Source organism: Pseudomonas tritici, assembly GCF_014268275.3.
GTDB classification, from domain to species: domain Bacteria; phylum Pseudomonadota; class Gammaproteobacteria; order Pseudomonadales; family Pseudomonadaceae; genus Aquipseudomonas; species Aquipseudomonas tritici.
In genome coordinates, this window is sequence record NZ_CP077084.1 from 97,987 (window position 1) to 121,445 (window position 23,459).

General features: G+C 61.8%; 19 protein-coding genes. 11 read left to right on the plus strand and 8 right to left on the minus strand.

Features of this window, described 5'->3' with window-relative positions:
• Positions 1–117: 117 nt before the first annotated feature.
• Together HU722_RS00425 and HU722_RS00430 are read right to left on the minus strand one after the other, a co-directional pair.
• The gene (locus HU722_RS00425; protein ID WP_049710887.1) at positions 118–1,104 is read right to left on the minus strand and encodes a phosphate ABC transporter substrate-binding protein PstS; all 987 of its coding nucleotides are present in this window, start codon (positions 1,102–1,104) and stop codon (positions 118–120) included.
• A gap of 178 nt (positions 1,105–1,282) precedes the next feature.
• Complete coding sequence (locus tag HU722_RS00430; RefSeq protein ID WP_065875515.1) at positions 1,283–2,572, minus strand: MFS transporter; 1,290 nt, start codon at positions 2,570–2,572, stop codon at positions 1,283–1,285.
• A gap of 402 nt (positions 2,573–2,974) precedes the next feature.
• On the opposite strand from HU722_RS00430, the gene HU722_RS00435 reads away from it, so the two are divergent.
• Both HU722_RS00435 and HU722_RS00440 read left to right on the plus strand, forming a co-directional pair.
• A complete protein-coding gene (locus HU722_RS00435) occupies positions 2,975–3,379 on the plus strand; it encodes an acyl-CoA thioesterase (protein WP_003176975.1) in 405 nt (134 codons plus the stop codon).
• A 57-nt stretch (positions 3,380–3,436) separates the two neighbouring features.
• Complete coding sequence (locus HU722_RS00440; protein ID WP_065875516.1) at positions 3,437–4,336, plus strand: D-hexose-6-phosphate mutarotase; 900 nt, start codon at positions 3,437–3,439, stop codon at positions 4,334–4,336.
• Positions 4,337–4,453: 117 nt separating this feature from the next.
• Here the strand turns inward: HU722_RS00440 and HU722_RS00445 are convergent, their stop codons facing one another.
• The 5 genes from HU722_RS00445 to HU722_RS00465 form a co-directional block, all read right to left on the minus strand.
• On the minus strand, positions 4,454–4,990 hold the full coding sequence (locus HU722_RS00445) for a DUF3299 domain-containing protein (protein ID WP_010207590.1): 537 nt from the start codon (positions 4,988–4,990) through the stop codon (positions 4,454–4,456).
• Positions 4,991–5,067: 77 nt separating this feature from the next.
• Positions 5,068–5,313, minus strand: coding sequence for a GlsB/YeaQ/YmgE family stress response membrane protein (locus HU722_RS00450; RefSeq protein ID WP_003231726.1), 246 nt, complete (start codon positions 5,311–5,313; stop codon positions 5,068–5,070).
• A gap of 106 nt (positions 5,314–5,419) precedes the next feature.
• On the minus strand, positions 5,420–6,505 hold the full coding sequence (locus tag HU722_RS00455) for a 5-(carboxyamino)imidazole ribonucleotide synthase (RefSeq protein WP_065875518.1): 1,086 nt from the start codon (positions 6,503–6,505) through the stop codon (positions 5,420–5,422).
• Between the two features lie 11 nt (positions 6,506–6,516).
• Complete coding sequence (purE, locus tag HU722_RS00460; protein WP_003176980.1) at positions 6,517–7,008, minus strand: 5-(carboxyamino)imidazole ribonucleotide mutase; 492 nt, start codon at positions 7,006–7,008, stop codon at positions 6,517–6,519.
• Positions 7,009–7,276: 268 nt separating this feature from the next.
• Complete coding sequence (locus HU722_RS00465) at positions 7,277–8,185, minus strand: LysR substrate-binding domain-containing protein (protein WP_065875519.1); 909 nt, start codon at positions 8,183–8,185, stop codon at positions 7,277–7,279.
• A gap of 182 nt (positions 8,186–8,367) precedes the next feature.
• On the opposite strand from HU722_RS00465, the gene aspA reads away from it, so the two are divergent.
• The 7 genes from aspA to HU722_RS00500 all read left to right on the plus strand — a co-directional run bounded on the left by aspA (position 8,368) and on the right by HU722_RS00500 (position 20,744).
• A complete protein-coding gene (aspA, locus tag HU722_RS00470) occupies positions 8,368–9,792 on the plus strand; it encodes an aspartate ammonia-lyase (RefSeq protein WP_025854459.1) in 1,425 nt (474 codons plus the stop codon).
• Between the two features lie 391 nt (positions 9,793–10,183).
• Positions 10,184–11,635 (plus strand): alanine/glycine:cation symporter family protein, encoded by a 1,452-nt coding sequence (locus HU722_RS00475; RefSeq protein WP_065875520.1) that lies wholly within the window; start codon positions 10,184–10,186, stop codon positions 11,633–11,635.
• Positions 11,636–11,712: 77 nt separating this feature from the next.
• Positions 11,713–12,690, plus strand: coding sequence for an asparaginase (locus tag HU722_RS00480; protein ID WP_065891302.1), 978 nt, complete (start codon positions 11,713–11,715; stop codon positions 12,688–12,690).
• A 108-nt stretch (positions 12,691–12,798) separates the two neighbouring features.
• A complete protein-coding gene (locus tag HU722_RS00485; protein WP_186754423.1) occupies positions 12,799–17,406 on the plus strand; it encodes a sbcc family protein in 4,608 nt (1,535 codons plus the stop codon).
• Between the two features lie 72 nt (positions 17,407–17,478).
• The gene (locus HU722_RS00490) at positions 17,479–18,471 is read left to right on the plus strand and encodes an AraC family transcriptional regulator (RefSeq protein WP_065880307.1); all 993 of its coding nucleotides are present in this window, start codon (positions 17,479–17,481) and stop codon (positions 18,469–18,471) included.
• Positions 18,472–18,618: 147 nt separating this feature from the next.
• Entirely contained in the window at positions 18,619–19,656 is a 1,038-nt protein-coding gene (locus HU722_RS00495) for a histone deacetylase family protein (RefSeq protein ID WP_065880308.1), read from the plus strand.
• On the plus strand, positions 19,653–20,744 hold the full coding sequence (locus tag HU722_RS00500) for a polyamine ABC transporter substrate-binding protein (RefSeq protein ID WP_065880309.1): 1,092 nt from the start codon (positions 19,653–19,655) through the stop codon (positions 20,742–20,744). Before HU722_RS00495 ends, HU722_RS00500 begins: the two co-directional genes overlap by 4 nt.
• On the opposite strand, the gene pdxR is transcribed toward HU722_RS00500, so the two are convergent.
• Positions 20,745–22,283, minus strand: a complete 1,539-nt coding sequence (gene pdxR, locus HU722_RS00505) for a MocR-like pyridoxine biosynthesis transcription factor PdxR (RefSeq protein WP_065880310.1) — start codon at positions 22,281–22,283, stop codon at positions 20,745–20,747.
• Positions 22,284–22,370: 87 nt separating this feature from the next.
• Between pdxR and HU722_RS00510 the strand changes: the two genes are divergently transcribed.
• On the plus strand, positions 22,371–23,009 hold the full coding sequence (locus tag HU722_RS00510) for an FMN-binding negative transcriptional regulator (RefSeq protein ID WP_065875527.1): 639 nt from the start codon (positions 22,371–22,373) through the stop codon (positions 23,007–23,009).
• The gene (locus tag HU722_RS00515) at positions 23,006–23,452 is read left to right on the plus strand and encodes a GNAT family N-acetyltransferase (protein WP_065875528.1); all 447 of its coding nucleotides are present in this window, start codon (positions 23,006–23,008) and stop codon (positions 23,450–23,452) included. The genes HU722_RS00510 and HU722_RS00515 overlap by 4 nt, the downstream gene beginning before the upstream one ends.
• Positions 23,453–23,459: the final 7 nt, after the last annotated feature.

The following is a 23,459-nucleotide window of genomic DNA, read 5'->3' on the forward strand; positions in this document are numbered from 1 at the left end:
ATCCTGTATGACAGAAAGATGACAGTGCAGTGACGCAACAAATCCGCCGCGAAGCATAGCTGGCAGCGGATTGGAAAATTCGGATGCGGAGCCGGCAGGCCGGCCCCGCAGAGGCAATCAGTTGCCTTCTTTCAGACCCAGGTCAGCCAGTGCCTTGGCGGCGACTTTGGCTGGCAGTGGGATGTAGCCGTCTTTCACTACAACTTCCTGGCCCTGTTTGGACAGCACCAGCTTCACGAACTCAGCTTCCAGCGGAGCCAGAGGCTTGTTCGGGGCTTTGTTGACGTAAACGTAGAGGAAGCGCGACAGCGGGTATTTGCCGTTCAGGGCGTTTTCTTCGCTGTCTTCGATGAACTCAGTGCTGCCTTTCTTGGCCAGGGCCACTGTTTTCACGCTGGCGGTCTTGTAGCCGATGCCCGAGTAACCGATGCCGTTCAGCGAGGAGCTGATCGACTGCACGACCGAAGCCGAGCCTGGTTGTTCGTTCACGTTTGGCTTGTAGTCGCCTTTGCACAGGGCTTCTTCTTTGAAGTAGCCGTAGGTGCCGGACACCGAGTTACGACCGAACAGTTGTACTGGCTTGTTAGCCAGGTCGCCGGTCACGCCCAGGTCACCCCAGGTTTTCACGTCGGCTTTGCCACCGCACAGGCGAGTCGAGGAGAAGATGGCGTCGACTTGTTCCATGGTCAGGTGCTGGATCGGGTTGTCCTTGTGCACGAATACAGCCAAGGCATCCACGGCAACCGGGATAGCGGTTGGCTTGTAGCCGTACTTCTGCTCGAAGGCGGCCAGTTCGGTGTCCTTCATCTTGCGGCTCATCGGGCCCAGGTTGGAGGTGCCTTCAGTCAGCGCAGGTGGCGCAGTAGCGGAGCCGGCAGCTTGAATCTGAATGTTGACGTTCGGGTATTCCTTCTTGTAACCCTCGGCCCACAGGGTCATCAGGTTAGCCAGGGTATCGGAACCAACGCTGGACAAGTTGCCCGACACACCAGTGGTCTTAACGTAAGCCGGGATTGCCGGATCAACACCAGCGGCCACCGCGTTGGCGGTCGCAACGCCAGCAGCGACAAAAGTCATTGCCGCCATCAAACGTTTCAGTTTCATGCCTTGCTCCTAGCAGATAGGGATAATTGGATCGGGGCCAAGTATCAGGAGGCCGTGTGAACACTCTATGTCGGGAATGTGACAGTTAGATGAAAGGCCACTATTGGCAAGGGAGGGGATAAAGCGAGGAACGGCCATCACTCCCACGCAGGCCGTGGGAGCGATCGTTATCAAACAATCAGCGGGCGCGCTTCCACAGATACCCACCCACTACCATCCCCATCACACACAGCGCGGCAACGTAGTAGGCCGGGCCCATCGGGCTTTCTTTCATCAACAGCGACACGGCCAGCGGCGTCAGCCCGCCGAACACGGCGTAGGCCACGTTATAGGAGAACGACAACCCGCTGAAGCGCACCACGGGCGGGAAGGCTTTGACCATCACGTATGGCACCACGCCGATGGTGCCTACGAACAGGCCGGTCAAGGCGTACAGCGGGAACAGCCAGTCCGGGTGGGCCATCAGGCTGTGATACAGCGTCCAGGAAGTCGCCAGTAACAGCGCACATCCGCTGATCAGCACGCGGCCAGCGCCGAAGCGGTCGGCCAGGGCGCCCGAGGCGATGCAACCCAGGCTCAGGGTGACGATGGCCAGGCTGTTGGCCTGCAGCGCCACGGTCGGGCTGAAGTGGTAGACGGTTTGCAGCACGGTCGGGGTCATCAGGATGACCACCACGACGCCGGCCGACAGCAGCCAGGTCAGCAGCATCGACAAGACGATGGCGCCACGGTGGTCGCGCAGCACGGCGCGCAATGGCAGCTCGGCGGCCAGGGTCTTGCGTTGCTGCATTTCGGCGAAGATCGGTGTTTCATGCAGCCAACGGCGCAGGTACACCGACAGCAGGCCGAACACACCGCCAAGCAGGAACGGGATCCGCCAGGCGTAATCCGAGACCTGCTCCGGGCTATAAAGCGTGTTGATGGCGGTGGCCACCAGCGAACCCAGCAAAATGCCGGCGGTCAGGCCGCTGGTCAGGGTGCCGCAGGCATAGCCGATATGGCGTGGTGGTACGTGCTCGGAGACAAACACCCAAGCGCCTGGTACTTCGCCACCAATGGCTGCGCCCTGGATGATGCGCATCAACAGCAGCAGGACCGGGGCCCACAGGCCAATCTGTGCGTAAGTCGGCAGCAGGCCCATGATCAGGGTCGGCACGGCCATCATGAAGATGCTCAGGGTGAACATCTTCTTGCGACCCAGCAGGTCACCGAAGTGCGCCATGATGATGCCGCCCAACGGGCGTGCCAGGTAGCCCGCGGCGAAGATGCCGAAGGTCTGCATCATGCGCAGCCATTCGGGCATGTCGACGGGGAAGAAGAGTTTTCCGACCACGGTGGCGAAAAACACGAAAATGATGAAATCATAAAATTCCAGCGCCCCGCCCAAGGCAGACAGCGACAGGGTTTTGTAGTCGTTGCGGGTCAGCGGGCGCGAAGGTTGCGCACTGCTTGCGGGCACGGAGGACATGGCAAGGCTTCTCTTATTAGTCAGAACGGCAAGCCCGAGGTGTTGGCAGGGCCGGAGCAGGTTCGGCAAGATAGCAAATCGCCCGGAAAAGCACACCAGAAGCACAGTTGCCACAAAAAGCCCCCATACAGCCGCGAATTGCCGACCAAATGAGCCCCCAGAGGTCGTCGTGGCGCCAGGGTCCCGATATACTCGGCCCTTACAGGCGCAAGAACCGCAGTCTTGAGGGGCTGCTGTGCCAAAACGTTGTTGGGTGCCGTCCAGCCGATTTGGCAGAGTTTCCCTTTAGTACGCCTTACGAGAAACGCATCACGCGGTGTATGTTGGTGCTGAAACGTTTTTCCATAAGACGGCTATCCACTTGAAATACCCATGAAGCGTCACGGGTCAGAGGCCCTCGGCATGATCGAACTCGAACAAGAAGATCCAATCCCGCAAGGCGATCTCGCCCTGCAAATCACCGCGCTTCCACGTGAAACCAACGGTTTCGGCGATATCTTCGGCGGCTGGCTGGTCGCGCAGATGGACCTCGCCGGCACCGCCATGGCCAGCAAGGTCGCAGGCGGGCGTGTCGCCACCGTGGCGATTGATCGCATGGCGTTCCTTGTGCCGGTTGCGGTGGGCGCGCAGCTTTCCTTCTATACCCAGGCCTTGGAAATCGGCCGCAGCTCGATCCAGATGATGGTCGAAGTGTGGAGCGACGACCCGCTGTCCAGCGAATGGCGCAAGGTCACCGAGGCCGTATTCGTGTTTGTCGCCATCGATGGCAGCGGCCGTACGCGTTCGGTACCGTCACGCGCGCGTTAAACCTCACACGGTTTTGACGGTCAATTGCCCCATTGCCTGCCATTGAAGAGTGTTGCTATGCCTACGCCCCACGTTGAGACCGCGAAAATCGACGAGCTGGATTGCTGGCGCATCCGCCACAACGGCGCCGAACTGATGGTGGCCCAACAGGGTGCACATATCTTCAGTTACGGACGCGACGGCGAGCAGCCGCTGATCTGGCCGAACCCTGACGCGGTGTTCAAGCAAGGCAAAGGCATTCGTACCGGTGTGCCAGTGTGCTGGCCGTGGTTTGGCGTATTCGACCGCAACCCCCAGAGCGTCAAGGCGATGCGTCAAGGCGATCAGCCTGCCGGCGCGCACGGTTTTGCGCGCACGGCACGCTGGGAATTGGCCGGCACCGAGCTTGAAGGCGAGGCATTGCGTGTTGACCTGGTGCTGCCAGTACCTACGGGCGGCTTCCCTGGCTGGCCCCATCTAGTCGACCTGAGGCTGAGCCTGCTGCTCGACGACCAACTGCATATCCGCCTCACCAGCCACAACCGTGGCACTCACACCGTGACCTTCAGCCAGGCGCTGCACACCTATTTCGCCGTGAGCGATGTGCGCAACGTGCAGGTCGAAGGGCTGGACGGATCGGCGTATATCGATACCGCCGACGGCTGGAGCACAAAACAGCAATTCGGGCTGCTGCACTTCACCGGCGAGACCGACCGAATCTACCTGGATACACCAGCGCAGTTGAGCATCATCGATAACGACTGGCAGCGCCGCATCCAGCTCACCAGCCAGGGTTCGAAGTCGACCGTGATCTGGAACCCTTGGACCGAGCGTGCCAAAGCCTTTGATGACATGGCTGATGATGGCTGGACAGGCATGCTGTGCATCGAAACAGCGAATGTGCTGGATGATGTGGTAAGCCTGGCACCCGGTGAAAGCCACACGCTGGGCGTGAGCATCGCCGGTATCGCCCTGTAAACGCTGATCAAAATGTGGGAGCTGGCTTGCCTGCGATGCAGAAGATTCGGCGTATCAGTGATACCGAGCCGATGCTATCGCAGGCAAGCCAGCTCCCACACTGATTGGTGTTGAGCCCTAGAGATCAGATTCCTTCACCACCCGCACCTTCCCCGCATCCAGGGCATAGGCGGCGTCGGCCAAATCGTTGTTGACCTTCTCCACCTTCAACGTGCCCGTGACCCACAGCGGCGTGTAGATATCGTCCAGCTTCAGCCCTTTGGGATAACGCACCAACACTAATTGGTTAGGCGGCGGTGGCGGCACATGGATACACGCGCCCGGATACGGCACCAGGAAGAACAGCGTGCTGCGGCCCTTGGCGTCGGTTTCCAACGGCACCGGGTAACCGCCGATGCGGATGTTCTTGCCGTTCATGGCCGCCACGGTCTTGGTGGAATACATCACCGCCGGCAAGCCTTTGCTTTGTTTCAAGCCGCCTTTGTCGGTAAAGGTGCCTTGGGCTTCGGGCGAGTTGTGGTCGATCTCGGGCATGGCTTCGAGGGCTTTTTGATCCGACAGCGGCATCAGGTCGAGCCAGTCGGTTTCCGGCAGTTCGCCGGCGTGTGCCAGGCCAGGGCCCAGCAAGAGGAGAGTCAATAGAAGACGGCGCATGGAGAAGCTCGGCAAGTACAAGTGCCGAGCATTCTAGCCCTCTGCGCCTGCGCAGCGCAGAGGACTTTGTCGGCTGATTACTTTCTTTTGATCAGGCCGTAGATCACCAGCAGCACGATGGCGCCGACCAAGGCACCGAGGAAGCCTGCGCCTTGACCCGCCTGGTAGATACCCAGTGCCTGACCACCGTAGGTAGCGGCCAGGGAGCCGGCGATACCCAACAGGATGGTCATGATCCAGCCCATGCTGTCGTCGCCAGGCTTGAGGAAACGCGCGAGCAGACCGACGATCAAGCCGATGAAGATGGTTCCGATGATACCCATGGCATTTCCCTCTGATTGAATGTGAGTCATGCCAAAGCCTAGCCAGGCTTTAGCATCCTGCAATCAGAGAGACGACGGTGACCAATGGTTCCCGCCGCCCCTCGGCTTATTGCTCGGCGATCAGCGCTTCGACCTTGAGGATCTGCGCTTGCAGCGTCGCGCGGTCCTTGCTGCGCAGGTTGGCGTGACCGACCTTGCGCCCGGCCTTGAAGGCTTTGCCGTAGTGATGCAGGTGGCAGTCATCGATCGCAATCACACGCTCAACCGGCGGTACCACACCGATGAAGTTGAGCATGGCGCTTTCGCCGACCTTGGCCGTGGAACCCAGCGGCAAGCCCGCAACCGCCCGCAGGTGGTTTTCGAACTGGCTGCACTCGGCACCTTCGGTGGTCCAGTGCCCGGAGTTGTGCACGCGCGGGGCGATTTCGTTGGCCTTCAGGCCACCGTCGACTTCAAAGAACTCGAACGCCATCACGCCCACATAGTCCAGTTGCTTGAGCACACGGCTGGAATAATCTTCGGCCAGTGCCTGCAACGGGTGATCGGTGCTGGCCACGGACAGCTTGAGAATGCCGCTGTCGTGGGTGTTGTGCACCAACGGGTAAAAGCGGGTTTCGCCATCACGGGCACGCACAGCGATCAGCGAGACTTCGCCGGTGAACGGCACGAAGCCTTCCAACAGGCACGCGACGCTGCCCAATTCGGCAAAGGTACCGACCACATCGGCGGCAGTGCGCAGGACTTTCTGGCCCTTGCCGTCATAACCCAGGGTGCGGGTTTTCAGCACGGCCGGCAGGCCGATGTTGGCGACAGCGGCGTCCAGGTCTGCCTGGGACTGGATGTCGGCGAAGGCCGGGGTCGGAATGCCCAGGTCCTTGAACATGCTTTTCTCGAACCAGCGGTCGCGGGCAATGCGCAAGGCTTCTGCGCTCGGATAGACCGGCACGAACTGCGACAGGAACGCTACGGTTTCAGCCGGGACGCTTTCGAACTCGAAGGTCACCAGATCGACTTCGTCGGCCAGCTGACGCAGGTGGTCCGGGTCGCTGTAGTCAGCCCGCAGGTGTTCACCCAAGGCGGACGCGCAGGCGTCCGGCGCCGGGTCCAGGAAAGCGAAGTTCATCCCCAGCGGGGTGCCCGCCAAGGCCAGCATGCGGCCCAGTTGGCCGCCACCGATTACACCGATTTTCATCGTCAACAACCTCAGGCGATACGTGGGTCTGGATTGTCCAGCACGCTGTCTGTCTGCTCAGCGCGGAATTTTTTCAGCACCGCGTGGAACTGCGGGTGCTTGGCGCCCAGGATGCTGGCGGACAGCAAAGCGGCGTTGATCGCGCCGGCCTTGCCGATCGCCAGGGTCGCCACCGGAATGCCGGCTGGCATCTGCACGATGGACAACAGCGAATCCACGCCCGAGAGCATCGCCGACTGCACCGGCACACCAAGTACCGGCAGGTGCGTCTTGGCCGCGCACATGCCTGGCAAGTGCGCTGCACCGCCGGCACCGGCGATGATCACCTCGATGCCACGGGATTCTGCTTCATCGGCATACTGGAACAGCAAATCCGGGGTGCGGTGGGCGGAGACCACCTTCACTTCGTACGGAATGCCGAGTTTTTCCAGCATATCGGCGGTGTGGCTAAGGGTGGACCAATCGGACTTGGAGCCCATGATCACGCCAACCAATGCACTCATCGTCGTGCCTCTTCTCTCTGGGCGCCCGCGGGCGCGTCAAAAAACAACAAGCCACGCGGGAAATCCGGCGTGGCTTGTTGTACGAAATTGGGCCGGTTGGACCGGCCGAAGGCCGCGCAGTATACCGTAATAATTAAGATAAACAGCCCCTTGGATGACCATCTGTCTAGCGGCGCAAAGTGGCGGTTTTATTGACTTATGAGTCAGTCCAAGGCGCTGGAGAATCATGTGGGAGCAAGCCCGCTCCCACATTTGATGTTCGTCGCTCTCAGGTGCCTTGCGCCGCGCCACCTTCCAACTTGCGCCACAACAACCGCACGTTCGCCTTGCGCACCAACGCACAGCGATACAAACGAATCTCCAGCGGCACGTGCCATTGCGGCCCGCCGCACACCACCAATTCCCCGCGCGCCAGTTCAGCGCGCACGCTGAGCTGCGGCACCCAGGCGATACCCAACCCTTCCAAGGCCATGCTTTTGAGGCTGTCCGCCATGGCGGTTTCGTAAACCGTGGTAAAGCGCAGCGCACGCTGGCGCAGCAGCAAGTGCACCGAACGCCCGAGAAACGCACCGGCGCTGTAGGCCAGCAACGGCACGCTGCCCTCGCCTTCCAGGTCAAACAACGGTTTGCCGTCGGCATCGGCGGCGCACACCGGGAGCATTTCGGTGTTGCCCAAGTGCAGCGACGGGAAGATTTCGGCATCCATTTGCATGGCGGCATCGGGGTCGTAGAACGCCAGCATCAGGTCGCAGCCGCCCTCGCGAAGGGCGTGCACGGCGTCACCAACGTTAGTGGCGACTAACCGCGTGGCGATGTTCAGGCCTTCGTTGCGCAGTTGCGCGATCCAACGTGGGAAGAAACCCAATGCCAGGGAGTGAGCGGCCGCCACTTGCATGACCTCTCCCTGCCCGCCTTCCAGGTGATGCAAATGGCGCAGCACTTCACCGAGCTGCTCGACCACTGTGCGCGCGGTGACCAGGAACAACTGCCCCGCCGCCGTCAGCTCCACGGGGGTGCGGGAGCGGTTGACCAAGGTCAGGCCCAGCGCGGCTTCCAGGCTGCGGATGCGTCGGCTGAACGCCGGCTGGGTGACGAAGCGCCGTTCTGCCGCCTGGGAAAAACTGCGCGTTGCCGCCAGGGCGCTGAAGTCTTCCAGCCATTTGCTCTCAAGGTTCATCACTTCCTCCCACGGGTACGCACCATTTTGGCACACACGCCCGCCATCATAGCTGGGTCACACGCGCATTATGCCGTTTGTGCATAGGCCAGTGTTTAACAGCATTGGCCCAAAAACGTCTACACGCCTAGCATTCGCAGCGTTCCGGCCTGTTCCGGGTCCCTATCGAGATGATTTCCGTCATGTCCTCCGCTGCATCATTCCGCACAGAAAAAGACCTGCTTGGCGTACTCGAAGTACCTGCCCAAGCGTATTACGGCATCCAGACCCTGCGAGCGGTGAATAACTTCCGCCTCTCGGGCGTTCCGATTTCGCATTACCCGAAATTGGTGGTCGGCCTGGCAATGGTCAAGCAAGCAGCCGCTGACGCCAACCGCGAGTTGGGCCAGCTCAGCGAAGCCAAGCACGCTGCCATCAGCGAAGCCTGTGCCCGCCTGATCCGCGGCGATTTCCACGAAGAGTTCGTGGTGGACATGATTCAAGGCGGCGCCGGCACTTCAACCAACATGAATGCCAACGAAGTCATCGCCAACATCGCGTTGGAGGCCATGGGCCACAACAAGGGCGAATACCAGTACCTGCACCCGAACAACGACGTGAACATGGCGCAGTCGACTAACGACGCCTACCCGACCGCGATCCGCCTGGGTCTGCTGCTGGGCCATGACGCGCTGCTGGCCAGCCTCGATAGCCTGATCCAGGCGTTCGCTGCCAAGGGCGTCGAGTTCAGCCACGTGCTGAAAATGGGCCGCACCCAATTGCAAGACGCCGTGCCAATGACCCTCGGCCAGGAATTCCGCGCCTTCGCAACCACCCTGGGTGAAGACCTCGCACGCCTGAAAACCCTGGCACCGGAGCTGTTGACCGAAGTGAACCTGGGCGGCACCGCCATCGGTACCGGCATCAACGCCGACCCGCGCTACCAGGCCCTGGCGGTACAACGCTTGGCCGTGATCAGCGGCCAGCCGGTCGTACCGGCCGCCGACCTGATCGAAGCCACCTCCGACATGGGCGCGTTCGTGCTGTTCTCCGGCATGCTCAAGCGTACCGCAGTGAAACTGTCGAAGATTTGCAACGACCTGCGCCTGCTGTCCAGCGGCCCACGTACCGGCATCAACGAAATCAACCTGCCGGCACGCCAGCCAGGCAGCTCGATCATGCCCGGCAAGGTCAACCCGGTCATTCCGGAAGCCGTTAACCAGGTCGCGTTCCAAGTCATCGGCAACGACCTGGCGCTGACCATGGCAGCCGAAGGCGGCCAACTGCAACTGAACGTGATGGAGCCGCTGATCGCCTTCAAGATCTTCGACTCGATCCGCCTGCTGCAACGCGCCATGGACATGCTGCGCGAGCACTGCATCGTCGGCATCACCGCCAACGAAGCCCGCTGTCGCGAACTGGTGGAGCATTCCATCGGCCTGGTCACCGCGCTGAACCCTTACATCGGCTACGAAAACGCTACCCGCATCGCACGTATCGCCCTTGAAAGCGGGCGTGGCGTGCTGGAACTGGTGCGCGAAGAAGGCTTGCTCGACGACGCCATGCTCGACGACATCCTGCGCCCCGAAAACATGATTGCCCCACGTTTGGTCCCGTTGAAGGCCTAAGCGTTTGTTGCACCGCTCACCAGGTTGAGGGACTAGACACCTCTCACCTTTTGAGGGCCTGAAGGCTCGTTCTTCAGGCCCTTTTTTTTGCCTTGAGGTTGCGAAATGACGCCCATAAAAACTCCAATATCGCCCTGCAAACCCACCTTGACCGCCACTGCGTGGCTGAAACCTTTAATCAGCCCGAGCAGACGAATCACGTTCGCCTAGGTATAGTGCCGCCCCTCTCGCGTCTGCGGCCGTCGGTAACGAGGCCCTCAAACAGCGCGAAACCGCATGAATAACAACCCGCAAAAGGATTGGGGTCGAACTGTCGCGCACTGCCTGGTGCGATGCGACGGCGTTGAACCGTCCTGCGTTTGCCATTAGAAAAATCAGCGAGGAACACTCCATGCTCGAAGTCATCAACGACTTCCTCTCAGGGAAAGTACTGATCGTGCTCATTGTCGGGCTCGGCGGTTATTTCACGATTCGCTCGCGTTTCGTTCAATTGCGTCACTTCTTCCACATGTTTTCGGTGTTTAAAGACAGCCTCAAGAGCAGCTCGGGCCAGCTCAGCTCGTTCCAGGCGCTGATGCTCAGCCTGGCCGGCCGTGTGGGTGCCGGTAACATTGCCGGTGTCGGCATTGCCGTGACCCTCGGTGGCCCGGGCGCCGTGTTCTGGATGTGGGTCACCGCGTTGGTGGGCATGTCGTCGAGTTTCATCGAGTGCTCCCTCGGCCAGCTGTACAAACGCACCGACGCCGAAGGCACCTACCGTGGCGGCCCGGCTTACTACATCCAGCACGGCCTGCAAAAACGCTGGTTGGGGATGGTCATGGCGTTCCTGCTGTTGGTGACGTTCGGCTTTGCCTTCAACGGCCTGCAAGCGCACGCCGTGACGCACTCGCTGAACAACGCCTTTGGCCTGGACACCACCTACACCGGCCTGGCGCTGGCAGTATTACTGGGCCTGGTGTTCATCGGCGGGATCAAGCGCATCGCTTCGATCGCCGACCTGCTGGTGCCAGTCAAGACCTTGGTCTACATCGCGGTAACCCTGTACGTGATCGTGCTGCAATTCGACCACGTGCCAGCCATGCTCGCGACCATCGTCAAGAGTGCCTTCGGCCTCGACCAAGCCTTCGGTGGCCTGGTAGGCAGCGCGATCATCATGGGTGTGAAACGCGGCGTGTTCGCCAACGAAGCCGGCTTGGGCAGTGCGCCTAACGTGGCGGCGGTGGCTTCCGTGGAACACCCGATTGCCCAAGGCGTGGTCCAGGCGTTCAGCGTGTTCCTCGACACCTTCGTGATCTGCACCTGTACGGCATTGCTGATCCTGCTTTCCGGTTTCTACACCCCAGGTTTTGAAGGCGACGGCATTGCCCTGACCCAGAACTCCCTGGCCGCCGTGGTCGGCGATTGGGGCCGCATGTTCATCTCGGTGGCCCTGGCGTTGTTCGTGTTCACCTCGATCATGTACAACTACTATCTGGGCGAGAGCAACCTGCGCTTTTTGGTCGGCAACAACCGCAAGGTGTTGATGGGCTATCGCGCGCTGGTGCTGGTGCTGATTTTCTGGGGTTCCATCGAAAACCTCGGCACCGTGTTCGCCTTCGCCGACATCACCATGACGATGCTGGCGTTCGTTAACCTGTTCGCCCTGGCGTTCCTGTTCAAGATCGCCATGCGCATCTTGAATGACTACGACAACCAGCGCGCGGCGGGCATCAAGACCCCGGTGTTCGATTCCAGCCAGTTCCCTGACCTGGACCTGGACCGCAAGGCCTGGCCGGCCAACCCGGTGAAGTCCGAGCCAGCGGCTCAAGCGTCGGCTGAACTGAACGCTCAACCGCAACGCTAAGCCTAGAGAGATGACACGCCGCCCGGCCTTGGGCATGCTCTGGGCCCGGCGGCGTTTTTCGTTCAGGAGAATCTTCGATGCAATCAGCCAACAACGTGATGGTGCTCTACACCGGCGGCACCATCGGCATGCAGGCCAGCGCCAACGGCCTGGCCCCGGCATCCGGTTTCGAAGCGCGCATGCGCGAGCAACTGGCCGACGCGCAGGTGCCGACGTGGCGCTTTCTGGAAATGTCACCGCTGATCGACAGCGCCAATATGACCCCCGCCTACTGGCAGCGCCTGCGCACCGCCGTCGTTGAGGCCGTGGACGCAGGCTGCGATGCCGTATTGATCCTGCACGGTACCGACACCCTGGCCTACAGTGCGGCGGCCATGAGCTTCCAACTGCTGGGCCTGCCGGCACCGGTGGTGTTCACCGGCTCGATGCTGCCCGCCGGCGTGCCCGACAGTGATGCCTGGGAAAACGTCAGCGGCGCGCTGCAAGCCTTGGGCAAAGGCTTGGCGCCAGGTGTGCACTTGTACTTCCATGGCGCGCTGATGGACCCGACGCGCTGCGCGAAGATCCGCAGCTTCGGGCGCCATCCCTTCGCCGCCTTGCAACGCCAGGGCGGTGTGCCGCGCGCCACCGCCTTGCCTGCTGCGTTGGAGTATCGCCAAGCCAAGGGCCTCGCCACGGTCGGCGTACTGCCGCTGGTGCCGGGTATCGACGCGGCGGTGCTGGACGCAGTGATCGGCAGCGGCATTCAGGCGTTGATCCTGGAGTGCTTCGGCAGCGGCACCGGGCCAAGCGATAACCCTGGGTTCCTCGCCAGCCTCCAGCGTGCGCAGGACCAGGGAGTGGTGGTGGTTGCGGTCACTCAATGCCATGAAGGCGGCGTGGAACTGGATGTCTACGAAGCCGGCAGCCGTTTGCGCGGCGTGGGCGTGCTGTCCGGTGGCGGCATGACCCGCGAAGCGGCCTTCGGCAAGCTCAATGCACTGATCGGCAGCGGTTTGTCGTCCGACGAGACTCGAAGCCTGGTGGAAACCAACCTGTGCGGCGAACTGGGCTGACCCGCCGCCGTACATAAACACCGCCAAGCCTGGCCGAGCGATTTCTAGCATGGCAGCACCCGAGGCACGACCTCGGGCGTTGCCATCACTCGCTCACCAGGACTTGCCATGCCCGCCGCCAGCTCCACCGCCCCTCAACGGCACAACGCCGCCGCCGCCCTGCTCACCCAACTGTCCATCGGCCCCGCCTTTCGCGAAGTCGCCGCCCTGCTGCTGCGCGAACAATTGCAGGAACGCTACCCGCACCTGGACATCAACCCCGACATTGCCATGGTCGGCACGGCCACCTGGAAAATCGCCGAAGACCAGGTGCTCACCGGCCCCACCCACTACCATGCACTGACCGATATCCTCGAGCGCCAAGCGGTGTCGGGGGTGCCTGCCCTGTACATCGAAGGCGAACATTTCCTCACGCAACAACCCATCGTCGAGCCGGCGTTGCACCTGCCGGTGCGCATCCAGGACATCGCAAGGATCCTCAACCTGCTGGCACCAGTGATGCTGCGGGCCTATCAGCAGCGGCAACTGGATTTCTGGAACCAGCCCACCGGCAGCAGCGCCGCTCACTGGTATGAGCTGGCCGACACGCTGCGCAGCGTGTGGAACGTGGAGCAGGCACCGGGCTGGAGCAAGGACGATTGCCTGATCGCGCGCCAGGTGTCCCTCGCGCCAGACCTGGCCTATCGAAAAAGCCAAAACTCCTACGCCACCCGCGCCTATGTGCTGGACATCGATGGCGTGGACCCCGACGGCACCGCGCACCACCTGGACGATCACTTGATCACGGTGCTGATCGGCAAACAGCAGGAACAGGAAATCATCCTCTCCTATTCGCCGTTGCTCGGCTATCACCGCTACACCTCGCTGGCCAAGTTGGGCGGGCAAGTCCTCGACTGGGTGGATCCGTCCAAGAACCACACGAAAATCCAGTGGCGCCTGGTCGAACCCGAGGGGGACTTTTTCGACTACCTGGCCTGCGAACTGGTGACGCTCCAGATCAAGGCCATCGGCGCCATCGACTTTGCCACCCTGCTGGACGATGCCAGCGATGCGCCGCTTGCCGCGCCGCCCAGCACCGAGCTTGCGGGCAAGGGCCCAGGTCCGCAGTGGTTCCAGCAGGCCTTGCCGGCTTGGCTCAGCGTGGCGCCCACCTCGGACCTGATCGCTTATTCGCGGCATATGAAGGACCTCGCGGCCCTCAATAACCGCAATGCAGGGGCGTCTTATCAGGATGGCATCGTGCCGATCCGCCAATACGCTCAGGAGCAGCTTCAGGCACAGATGCTCAAGGAGCATCCCGACGCCACCCACCTGATGCTCGACCGCTTTGACATCGTGGTGCAACGCCCGGTGATGTGGGGCACATTCGTGGTGCCTGGACAGATTGAAACTTCAGTGTTCAGCCTTGTGGACCTGGCCCTGCAAAACCTTATCGCCCTGCCCTGGGGCTCCCGCGCACTGCGCCCGAAAGGCGGCCAGGACCTGCCCGACTGGCTGACCATTGAGTATGTGAAAAACCTGATCACCCAAGTCGATATCGGTCGCACCTACCCGGCCCTGATCAAAACCACACTGCTCGACGACCCGCAGGTCAGCGCCCAGCGCCAGCAGCTCTACAGCCAGCACTTGCGCGTGCAACTGCCGTTGCTGGCACTGCAATGCAAGATCCGCGGGGAAGCCGGGATCGACGAGCGTGGCTACCGCTACGTGGTCGCGGTGATGGCAGACGAGGTGGCCGACCGCCAGGTGGATGGCTATCCGATCGTCATACGGCCACTGGCGTTTTCCCCCACGCGGCGGCTGGATAACTCGCAGGATGTGGTGGCGAATATGTTCGTGATCGCCCCGCAAGACCCTTCAGCCGGGCCCTGCCTGTTGTACCGGCCGCTGCTGGACCAACCCCTGAGCCAATACCCTTCACCCAGCAACTTGCTGTATGCCATCCAGCAATCCACCAGCCTGCGCGAATCGGTGCTGGCGTGGTTGCCTGACGACGTGCGCAGTGACTACGCCCGCTATGTGTTTCCCGGCGCATTGCCGTCGCCTTGGGCGGTGGTGGACTTCCTGGTAGACCCACTCAAGGCCTGGACCATGGGCGGGCCGATCGTTTTAGGCGAGCCGCCGCTCAATGGCGAGCCGTTCGCCGCCTTGTTCAAGGCCAACGCCAATGCCTTGGTAGAGCTGGCAGACCGGCAATCGGTGTCCAATGTCGAGGCGCGCTGGGCCAGCTTCAAACACGCTGGCTGGTTGATCTTCAATAGCACCTTGCCGTTTCTCGGCGGTGCGGTGGGCGCCGCCGCGTGGATCTGGCAGATCATGGAGCAGTTGCAGGCGGTTGCCGATGCGCAGCAGCAACCGGATGAACAAGCCGCCTGGGCCGCCTTCACCGATCTGCTGCTGAACCTCGGCGTGGCGATCGCGTTGCACTGTGTGAGCCGTAACGCGCCACGCCGCACTGGTAAGGCGAGCACGCCCCAGGCGCCACCCCGCTCGTTGCTCAAACCCGTACCGGCGGTGGTCAAGCTGGCGACTGTCGCCCCCGAGCAACTGGCCGAAAGCCATACGCGCCCGGTGCACACCAGCGGCGCGGTGAACCGCTCGCCTGCGCGCCTGGGCATCGTACTCGACAGCTTCAAGGTGGAAAAACCCGCCGCCCTGGGCGACCCCATCAGCACCACCGGTCCCCTCCAGCATCTGTGCCAGATCGGTCACGACTACTATGCCCTGGTGGGTGCGCGCTGGTTCCAGGTGCGCGTCGATGAAAACGACAGCGTGATTATCGTCGACCCCAAGCGCCCCGGTCGCACCGGACCGCCGCTGATCAGCAACCGCCTGGGTGCCTGGTTTGTCGATACGCGCCTGCGCCTGCGCGGTGGCGGCCCCAAGCGCTTGATCAGCAAAGCCCAGACCCTCGCGCAAAAGCGCGCCGAGATGTTGCGCAAACAGTTGAGCGATTTCGAGGCCGAGAAGAAAAAGGCCCAGGATGAATTGCAGCAGGCACACAGGGCCATGTCAGAGCCCGGCCCTTCCACATCGACCGCCGCCAAGCGGCGCCAATACCTGCAAAAACTGCACACCCAGAGCGAAGACTACGAAAGTGCCTTGCAGAACCTCAAAGAGCTGAACCTGCATGCGCCATTACCGGACTACCCGCAAAAAGCCCTCAACTACGTCAAGGCCCAGACCGAACTGACCAGCGCCGGCATCCGCGAAACCATGACCGAGTTCACCCCCGCGCTGCGGTCGGTGCTGGACCTGATTGAACGCCAGGCCGACGAGCCTCAGGATCGCTACATTGAAGAAGCCCAGCGCATGAATACCCTGAGCCAGGAAATGCTCACGCACTTGGAATACATGCAGACCCGCTTCACTGAACTGCAGAAACTGGCCAAGGACGGCACCCGGCTGATCAGTACGACCCAGGGCACTTTGCCGGCCTACAGTGTCGATGATCTAAAAGCCCTGCAAGTGACCATGGCGCGCAACCTGTGCCTGCCCAAAGATACCCTTGCCAGCCTGCCGGAAGCCTGGCATACCATCGACCAGATTGTCGACAGCGCCGATGTGGCCCTGCAATGCCTGCGCGACACCTTGCGCGAACACAGCGACAGCCGCCTCGATGAACGCATCGACACCTTGAGCAGCCTGGTGGAACAGTTCCAGTTGCTTGATGAGCGCCTGACGGACTTCACCGAGCAATACGCCGATCACGCCATCCAGGCCCCCGTCCAAGGCCTGCGCGAGCAATTTGCCGCGTTCAACCGGCGTGCGATCAGCAACCTGGCCTTGCTCAGTGCCGAACGCACTATCCTGAAAAACCGCCCCACGCCGCTCCCGACCCCGCCCCGGCCGCAGAAAAAGTTCATCCGCACCCGCTACAGTGGCTTGCTGATCGGTGAACCGCGCCTATCGGATGTCGGGCAGGAAACCGGCCTGGTGGATATTCGCTCGCCGCTGACGCATAAAGTGGTCGCGACCTACCATGAAAAAAACCAGGGCATATGGGTCGAGCGCCTGAAAACACCCCCCCACAGTCCACCGGTGGTGGATTTGCTACAGAGCATCGTCAACGGCCAGGACCTGCTCGACACGCTGCCCGCTTTCCTGCAACGCGCCGAAACCCATGCCGCCCAGGCAGACCGCACACCCATCGGCATCGAACACCTGTATCACCACCGCGCCCTGCAACTGGAAAAGGCCATGGCCGCCATCGACACGGCGTTGACCCGCAGCAATGCGACAGGCAGCTCGAACCTGTCGGCCAGCACGGTTAACAAAGCGCTGAATGCGGCGGCTGAAAATCTCTACCGGCAAAGCAACGTGCACGTGGAAAAACTGCTCAAGCAGCGCCCGCCGACGGTGGCGGCGGTGCAATGGCTCAAAAGCCATAACGCGATCAGCATCAAGAAAACCCAGACTCGTCGCCGCGTGAAAAGCCTGCGTCCGGACTACCTGGACGAGTACACCATCAGCGAACGCGGCACCCAGCAAGTGCTTTGGTATGCACACTTTCACTACAGCACCAGCTGGATTCCGGCCAAGGCATACCTCAGTGCGCGCCTCAAAACCGTGGAGGAACACCGCGTGGGCCTCGCTGCCGACAGTCCAACGCGCCTGAACAATGCACAGAAAACCGCGTTCTACCGCAGCGAGATCAGCCTGGAACAGGCACGCCAGCTGTTTTTCGAGAACACCGAGCTGGCGACTCAACCCTGACCGGCAACCCGCGTCAGGGCACGCGGCACACAACTTGCTCCATTGCCCCCTATACCCCGGCGCCGAGTTCCTATGCTGCATTCACACCTGACCACCCTCAATGCCGTCTCGCTGGTGCTGGCGACCTTCAAGGACCTGGGCTTGCCCAGCGAGGCTCTGCTCGCCGGCAGCGGCATAGGCACCGCAGACTTGAGCCACGCCGACACGCGCATCACCACCTTCCAGGAGATGCAGGTGTGCGCCAACGCCGTGGCGCGCAAACGTGACATTGGCCTGGATCTGGGCCGGCGCATGCATGTGTCAGCCTACGGCATGCTCGGTTACGCCCTGCTCACCTGTGCCACCTTCGGTGACGCTTTGAGGTTGGCGCTACGCTACCCGGCGCTGTTGGGAACACTTTTCGAACTGAGCCTGGAGGCGGATGGGGAATGTATCTGGCTGACCGCCAGCGACTACCGGGAAAACCCGGCCCTGACCGCGTTCAACGTGGAACTGTGCCTGGTGTCGCTCAAGGTGATCTGCGATGACCTGCTAGGAAGGCCCCTGCCGTTGCTGGGCGCACGTTTTGAGTATGCGGCGCCGAACTACCAGGCCCGTTACGCCGAATCATTCGATTGCCGGCTGCAGTTCAATGGGCCGTCCAATGCCTTTGCCTTCAACCGAAGCTGGCTCAATCAACCGCTGCCCCTGGCCGACACCGTCACCCATCGCGCCATGGCTGAGCGTTGCCGTAAACAGAACACCGAATTCACCGGGCGCCAAGCCTGGCTCGGGCGCGTGCGCCACCTACTCGGCGCGCAACTGCATGCGGCGCCGGGCCTGGAAGGGCTGGCCGGGCAGATGAACTGCTCACCACGCACCCTGCGCCGACACTTGCACGCCCTCGGGTGCAGCTACCAGGAACTGCTCGACGAACTGCGCTTCGAGCGCGCCAAGCAATGGCTGGGGGAGGATCAACTGCCGATCTGGCGCATCGCCGAGCAACTGGGTTTCAGTGAGACCGCAAGCTTTCGCCACGCCTTCGTGCGCTGGAGCGGCGTGGCCCCGAGTCACTTCCGCCCTTGATCAGCGCACGGGCGCACAAGCAAGGGGCGAATAACGGACACACCCGTTGGCCACTTCGATCCCCTTTTGGCCGCTCCTGCCGTTCTCTGGAAGCCCGCGCCCCGCAACACTGCCAGCATCCCACTGAGCCTGCGGAGAACAACAACAATGCTGACGATCTATTCCGACGATCACCATTTGCACCACGGCCGCTGTGAACTGATGGATGGGCAACTGATGCCCTGTTTCGAGATGCCGTCGCGTGCCGACCACGTGTTACAACGGGTCAAGGACCGCGAACTCGGCCCGGTGCAGGCGCCGCAGGATTTCGGCCTGGCGCCGCTGCAACGTATCCACAGCCGCGACTACCTGGAATTTTTCAAAGGTGCCTGGGCGCGCTGGACTGAATTCGCCACCGACGGCGATCTGCTGCCGTATACCTGGCCAGCCCGTACGTTGCGCCGGGTATTGCCGACCAGCCTGCACGGCCAACTGGGTTACTACAGCTTCGACGGCGGCGCACCGATCACCGCCGGCACCTGGCAAGCGGCGTACAGCGCGGCGCAGGTGGCGCTGACCGCGCAACAGGCAATCCAGCAAGGCGCACACAGTGCCTTTGCGCTGTGCCGCCCGCCGGGGCATCACGCCGCCAGCGATTTGATGGGCGGTTATTGCTACCTCAACAACGCCGCCATCGCGGCCCAGGCATTTCTCGACCAGGGCCACAAGAAGGTCGCAATCATTGACGTGGACTACCATCACGGCAACGGCACCCAATCGATTTTCTATGAGCGCAGCGACGTGCTGTTCACCTCGATCCACGGCCACCCGGAAGCGGAATTTCCGTTCTTCCTCGGCTATGCCGACGAGCTGGGCGAAGGCGCGGGAGAAGGCTTCAACTTCAACTATCCGCTGCCTGCCGGTTCGGGTTGGGATCAATGGAGCGCGGCGCTGGACGAGGCCTGTAAGGAAACCGAACGCTATGACGCCGACGTCATCGTGGTGTCTCTGGGCGTAGACACGTTCAAGGACGATCCGATCTCCCAGTTCAAACTCGACAGCCCAGACTATTTGGCCATGGGCCGGCGCCTGGCTCGCCTTGGCAAACCCACGCTGTTCGTGATGGAAGGCGGCTACGCGGTGGAAGAAATCGGCATCAACGCCGTCAACGTGCTCGAAGGTTTCGAACAAGGAGCTACCCGATGAAGCTGCTCACTACCCTCGCCTTATGCGCCACGCTCTTGAGCGGCGCGGCCCTGGCCGAAGAAAAAACCCTCAAGGTCTACAACTGGTTCGACTACATCACCCCCAAGGCGCTTGAGGATTTCAAGGCGCAGAACCCGACCATCAAACTGGTCTACGACATCTTCGACACCAACGAAGCCCTGGAAGCCAAGCTGCTCACCGGCAACTCCGGCTATGACGTGGTAGTGCCGTCCAACGTGTTCCTGGCCAAGCAGATCGAAGCCGGTGTGTTCCAGCCCCTCGACCGCAGCCAGTTACCCAACTGGAACCACCTCGACCCCAAGCTGATGAAGCTGATCGAAGCCAACGACCCCGGCAACAAATTCGCCGTGCCCTACATGTACGGCACCATCCTGATCGGCTTCAACCCCGACAAGGTCAAGGCCGCATTGGGGCCGAACGCACCGGTAGACAGTTGGGACCTGATCTTCAAGGAAGAAAACCTCAGCAAGCTCAAGCAATGCGGCGTAGCCTTTCTCGATTCGCCCTCGGAGATCCTGCCACTGGCCTTGCAGCACCTGGGCCTGGACCCCAACAGCAGCAACCCCAAGGACTACGTCAAGGCTGAAGCGCTGCTGATGAAGATCCGCCCCTACATCACCTACTTCCACTCCTCCAAGTACATGGCCGATATCGCCAACGGCGACATCTGCGTGGCCGTGGGTTACTCGGGCAGCTTCTCCCAGGCCGCCAACCGCGCCAAGGAAGCCAAGAATGGTGTGACGGTGGACATGCGCCTGCCTAAAGAAGGCGCGCCGATCTGGTTCGACATGCTCGCTATCCCCAAGGGCGCGCAAAACCCGCAGGACGCCTACACCTTTATCAACTACCTGCTGCAACCCCAGGTGATCGCGCCGGTGAGCGATTTCGTGGGCTACCCCAACCCGAACAAGGATGCGACCGAGTTGGTCGACCCGGCGATTCGCAACAACGCAAACCTGTACCCCACCGAGGCGGCGATGGCCACGCTGTACACCCTCAAACCGCTGGGGCGTGATGCCGAACGCGCGCGGACGCGGGCCTGGACCAAGATCAAATCGGGCACCTGATCAGCATCGCCAGGCCTGGCGCAACCGCGCCAGTGCCGCGGCGATATCGGCTTCGGACACCGCGGCAAACCCCAACACCAGACCAGCGCGTTGGTCCGCAGGCGTGGTCGACTGCGCCAGCCAGTAGCTGCTCAAGCCGTTGACCTCGACATCCACCGCGTGTGCCTGCGCCAGCAATTGCTGCTCGCGGGCCAAGCTGTCGACACGCACCGTCATATGCAGCCCCGCCGCAACGCTGGGCAGTTCTCCCACACCGGGCAGGCCGCTGGGCCAACCCGCCAACAACACATTGCGCCGGCTCAACGCGGCCCGGCGCATGCGGCGAATGTGCCGCTGGAAATGCCCGGCCGCCATGAATTCAGCCATCACCGCCTGGGTGCTGACCTCGGAGTGGCGCATGTCGACGGCGCGGCGCCGGGCGAAGGCGTCTACCAACGCCGGTGGCAATACGAGGTAACCGAGGCGCAACGCCGGAAAGGCCACTTTGCCAAAGGTGCCGACGTAGAGCACCCGCCCGTTGCGGTCCAAGGCGGCCAACGGCGAGAGCGGCGCGCCACTGTAGCGATACTCTCCGTCGTAATCGTCTTCGATGATCCAGCCATCCGTGCGTTCGGCCCAGGCCAGCAATTCCAGGCGCCGCGCCAGGCTCATTACCACGCCCAACGGATACTGATGTGAAGGCGTGACATAGGCCACACGGCAATCCTGCAAGCGGTTGAGCACCTGGCAATCGATGCCCTCGCCGTCCACGGGCACACCGTGCAGCTTCCCGCCGGCCAGGGCGAACGCATGCCCTGCGGCGCGGTAGCCGGGGTTTTCCACCGCCACGCCATCGCCGGGCTCCACCAGCAGCTGTGCACAAAGGCTGATTGCCTGCTGCGCGCCACTGGTGATCACAATTTGTTCAGCTGAACACTGCATGCCCCGTGAACTGCGCAGGTACGCGGCGATCAGGCCACGCAAGCGGTCGTCTCCCGCCGGATCGCCATAACAGAGTTTTGCCAAGTCGGGCTTGCGCCAGAAAGCCCCATTCAGCTTGGCCCATACCTCAAATGGAAACAGATCGAATGCTGGAACACCGACCCGAAACGCCCGTGGCGGCCCGGGAGGCGGCGCCGGTAAATGGTGAGTTTGCACACGCCCCAAAGCGGGCCTGTGGATAACTTCACTGGCGGAATTAACCGGCAAATCCAACCAATTTGTGGATAAGGCTGGGGATAAGCCTGTTGAAAACCCTGTGGATACTTTTGTGGATAGTTTTTTTGCCGTAGGCAATTGAGCGACGTAAGTGCCATCGCCTACTCGGCTTTCAATAAACCCTTCTGCGTACAGCTGATCGTAGGCGCGCACCACGCTATTGCGCGAGATCGACAGTGCAGCCGCCAAGTCACGACTGGCGGGAAGGCGCGTGCCGCTGACCAATCGCCCGTCCAGCACGCGTTGACGCAGCGCTTCATACAGCTGGCGCGTCAGCCCTTGACGGCGATCCAGCTCGATACCGGCAGGGTTGAACGACAACGGCGGCGTAATGGGCGGCATATTGGACCTATGAAATTAGCGCTAGATGGCTCTTACAACGAACCATTAGCCTGCCTAGGATGCAGGCATTCGCCAAGGAAAATTTCTATGTATACGCCCCGTGCCTTTGCCCTCGAAGACTTGTCCGAATTGCAGCAATTGATCCAGCACACCCGCTTGGCGCAGTTGGTGACCGTAGGCGAGCAAGGCCTGCAAGCCAGCCATTTGCCGCTGCTGCTCAACCCCGATGAAGGCCCTGATGGCACACTCTACGGGCACCTGGCTAAGGCCAACCCGCAATGGAAGGACCTGCAAAACGGCAGCGAAGCCCTGGTGATCTTCGCCGGCGCCGAGGCGTATATCAGCCCGTCGTTTTACCCGGCCAAGGCCGAGCACGGCAAAGTCGTGCCCACCTGGAATTACATCGCCGTGCATGCCTACGGCAGGGCCGAGGTGTTTACCGATGCCGAGCGTTTGCTTGGGGTGGTCAGTGCATTGACCGATCGCCATGAAGGCAGCCGCGCTCAGCCGTGGAAAGTCAGCGACGCCCCGGCCGACTACATTGAAGGCATGCTCAAGGCCATTGTCGGCTTTGCGTTGCCGATCGAGCGCCTGATCGGTAAACGCAAACTCAGCCAGAACCGCAGCGCCGCCGACATCGCCGGCGTGCGCGAGGGTCTGGCCGCCAGCGTCGACGTACGCGACCAGACCCTCGCCCGCTTTATCCCCCAAGGAGTCCCAGAATGAGTCAGATCGACATCCGCCAGGTCACCGCCGCTGACCATGGCGCCTGGCTGCCACTGTGGCAGGCGTACCTGAAGTTCTACAACACCGAACTGCCGGACGCCGTCAGCCAAAGCACCTGGCAGCGCCTGATCGACGCCAACGAGCCGACCTATTCCGCACTGGCCTGGCAGGACGGCAAGGCGGTGGGCATGGTCAACTTCATCTACCACCGCTCCAATTGGAGCATCGAAAACGCCTGCTACCTGCAAGACCTGCTCGTAGACCCCGCTCAACGGGGCACCGGCGTGGGCCGCAAGCTGATCGAGTTTGTCTACGCCACCGCCAAGGCTGACGGCTGCTGTAAGGTTCACTGGCTCACCCACGAGACCAACGCCACCGCGATCCAGCTGTACGAACGCATCGCCGAACGCCCTGGTTTCATCCAATTTCGCAAAGGTCTTTAAGGAGCGC

What these genes read in the sequence shown, in the direction of transcription:
- HU722_RS00485 (WP_186754423.1), top strand. Translation starts at nt 12,799, where the DNA reads ATGCCCGCCGCCAGCTCCACCGCCCCTCAACGGCACAACGCCGCCGCC.
- HU722_RS00500 (WP_065880309.1), top strand. Translation starts at nt 19,653, where the DNA reads ATGAAGCTGCTCACTACCCTCGCCTTATGCGCCACGCTCTTGAGCGGC.
- HU722_RS00440 (WP_065875516.1), top strand. Translation starts at nt 3,437, where the DNA reads ATGCCTACGCCCCACGTTGAGACCGCGAAAATCGACGAGCTGGATTGC.
- HU722_RS00425 (WP_049710887.1), bottom strand. Translation starts at nt 1,104, where the DNA reads ATGAAACTGAAACGTTTGATGGCGGCAATGACTTTTGTCGCTGCTGGC.
- HU722_RS00475 (WP_065875520.1), top strand. Translation starts at nt 10,184, where the DNA reads ATGCTCGAAGTCATCAACGACTTCCTCTCAGGGAAAGTACTGATCGTG.
- HU722_RS00465 (WP_065875519.1), bottom strand. Translation starts at nt 8,185, where the DNA reads ATGAACCTTGAGAGCAAATGGCTGGAAGACTTCAGCGCCCTGGCGGCA.
- HU722_RS00450 (WP_003231726.1), bottom strand. Translation starts at nt 5,313, where the DNA reads ATGGGTATCATCGGAACCATCTTCATCGGCTTGATCGTCGGTCTGCTC.
- HU722_RS00430 (WP_065875515.1), bottom strand. Translation starts at nt 2,572, where the DNA reads ATGTCCTCCGTGCCCGCAAGCAGTGCGCAACCTTCGCGCCCGCTGACC.
- HU722_RS00480 (WP_065891302.1), top strand. Translation starts at nt 11,713, where the DNA reads ATGCAATCAGCCAACAACGTGATGGTGCTCTACACCGGCGGCACCATC.
- purE (WP_003176980.1), bottom strand. Translation starts at nt 7,008, where the DNA reads ATGAGTGCATTGGTTGGCGTGATCATGGGCTCCAAGTCCGATTGGTCC.
- HU722_RS00515 (WP_065875528.1), top strand. Translation starts at nt 23,006, where the DNA reads ATGAGTCAGATCGACATCCGCCAGGTCACCGCCGCTGACCATGGCGCC.
- HU722_RS00510 (WP_065875527.1), top strand. Translation starts at nt 22,371, where the DNA reads ATGTATACGCCCCGTGCCTTTGCCCTCGAAGACTTGTCCGAATTGCAG.
- HU722_RS00455 (WP_065875518.1), bottom strand. Translation starts at nt 6,505, where the DNA reads ATGAAAATCGGTGTAATCGGTGGCGGCCAACTGGGCCGCATGCTGGCC.
- HU722_RS00445 (WP_010207590.1), bottom strand. Translation starts at nt 4,990, where the DNA reads ATGCGCCGTCTTCTATTGACTCTCCTCTTGCTGGGCCCTGGCCTGGCA.
- HU722_RS00435 (WP_003176975.1), top strand. Translation starts at nt 2,975, where the DNA reads ATGATCGAACTCGAACAAGAAGATCCAATCCCGCAAGGCGATCTCGCC.
- pdxR (WP_065880310.1), bottom strand. Translation starts at nt 22,283, where the DNA reads ATGCCGCCCATTACGCCGCCGTTGTCGTTCAACCCTGCCGGTATCGAG.
- HU722_RS00490 (WP_065880307.1), top strand. Translation starts at nt 17,479, where the DNA reads ATGCTGCATTCACACCTGACCACCCTCAATGCCGTCTCGCTGGTGCTG.
- aspA (WP_025854459.1), top strand. Translation starts at nt 8,368, where the DNA reads ATGTCCTCCGCTGCATCATTCCGCACAGAAAAAGACCTGCTTGGCGTA.
- HU722_RS00495 (WP_065880308.1), top strand. Translation starts at nt 18,619, where the DNA reads ATGCTGACGATCTATTCCGACGATCACCATTTGCACCACGGCCGCTGT.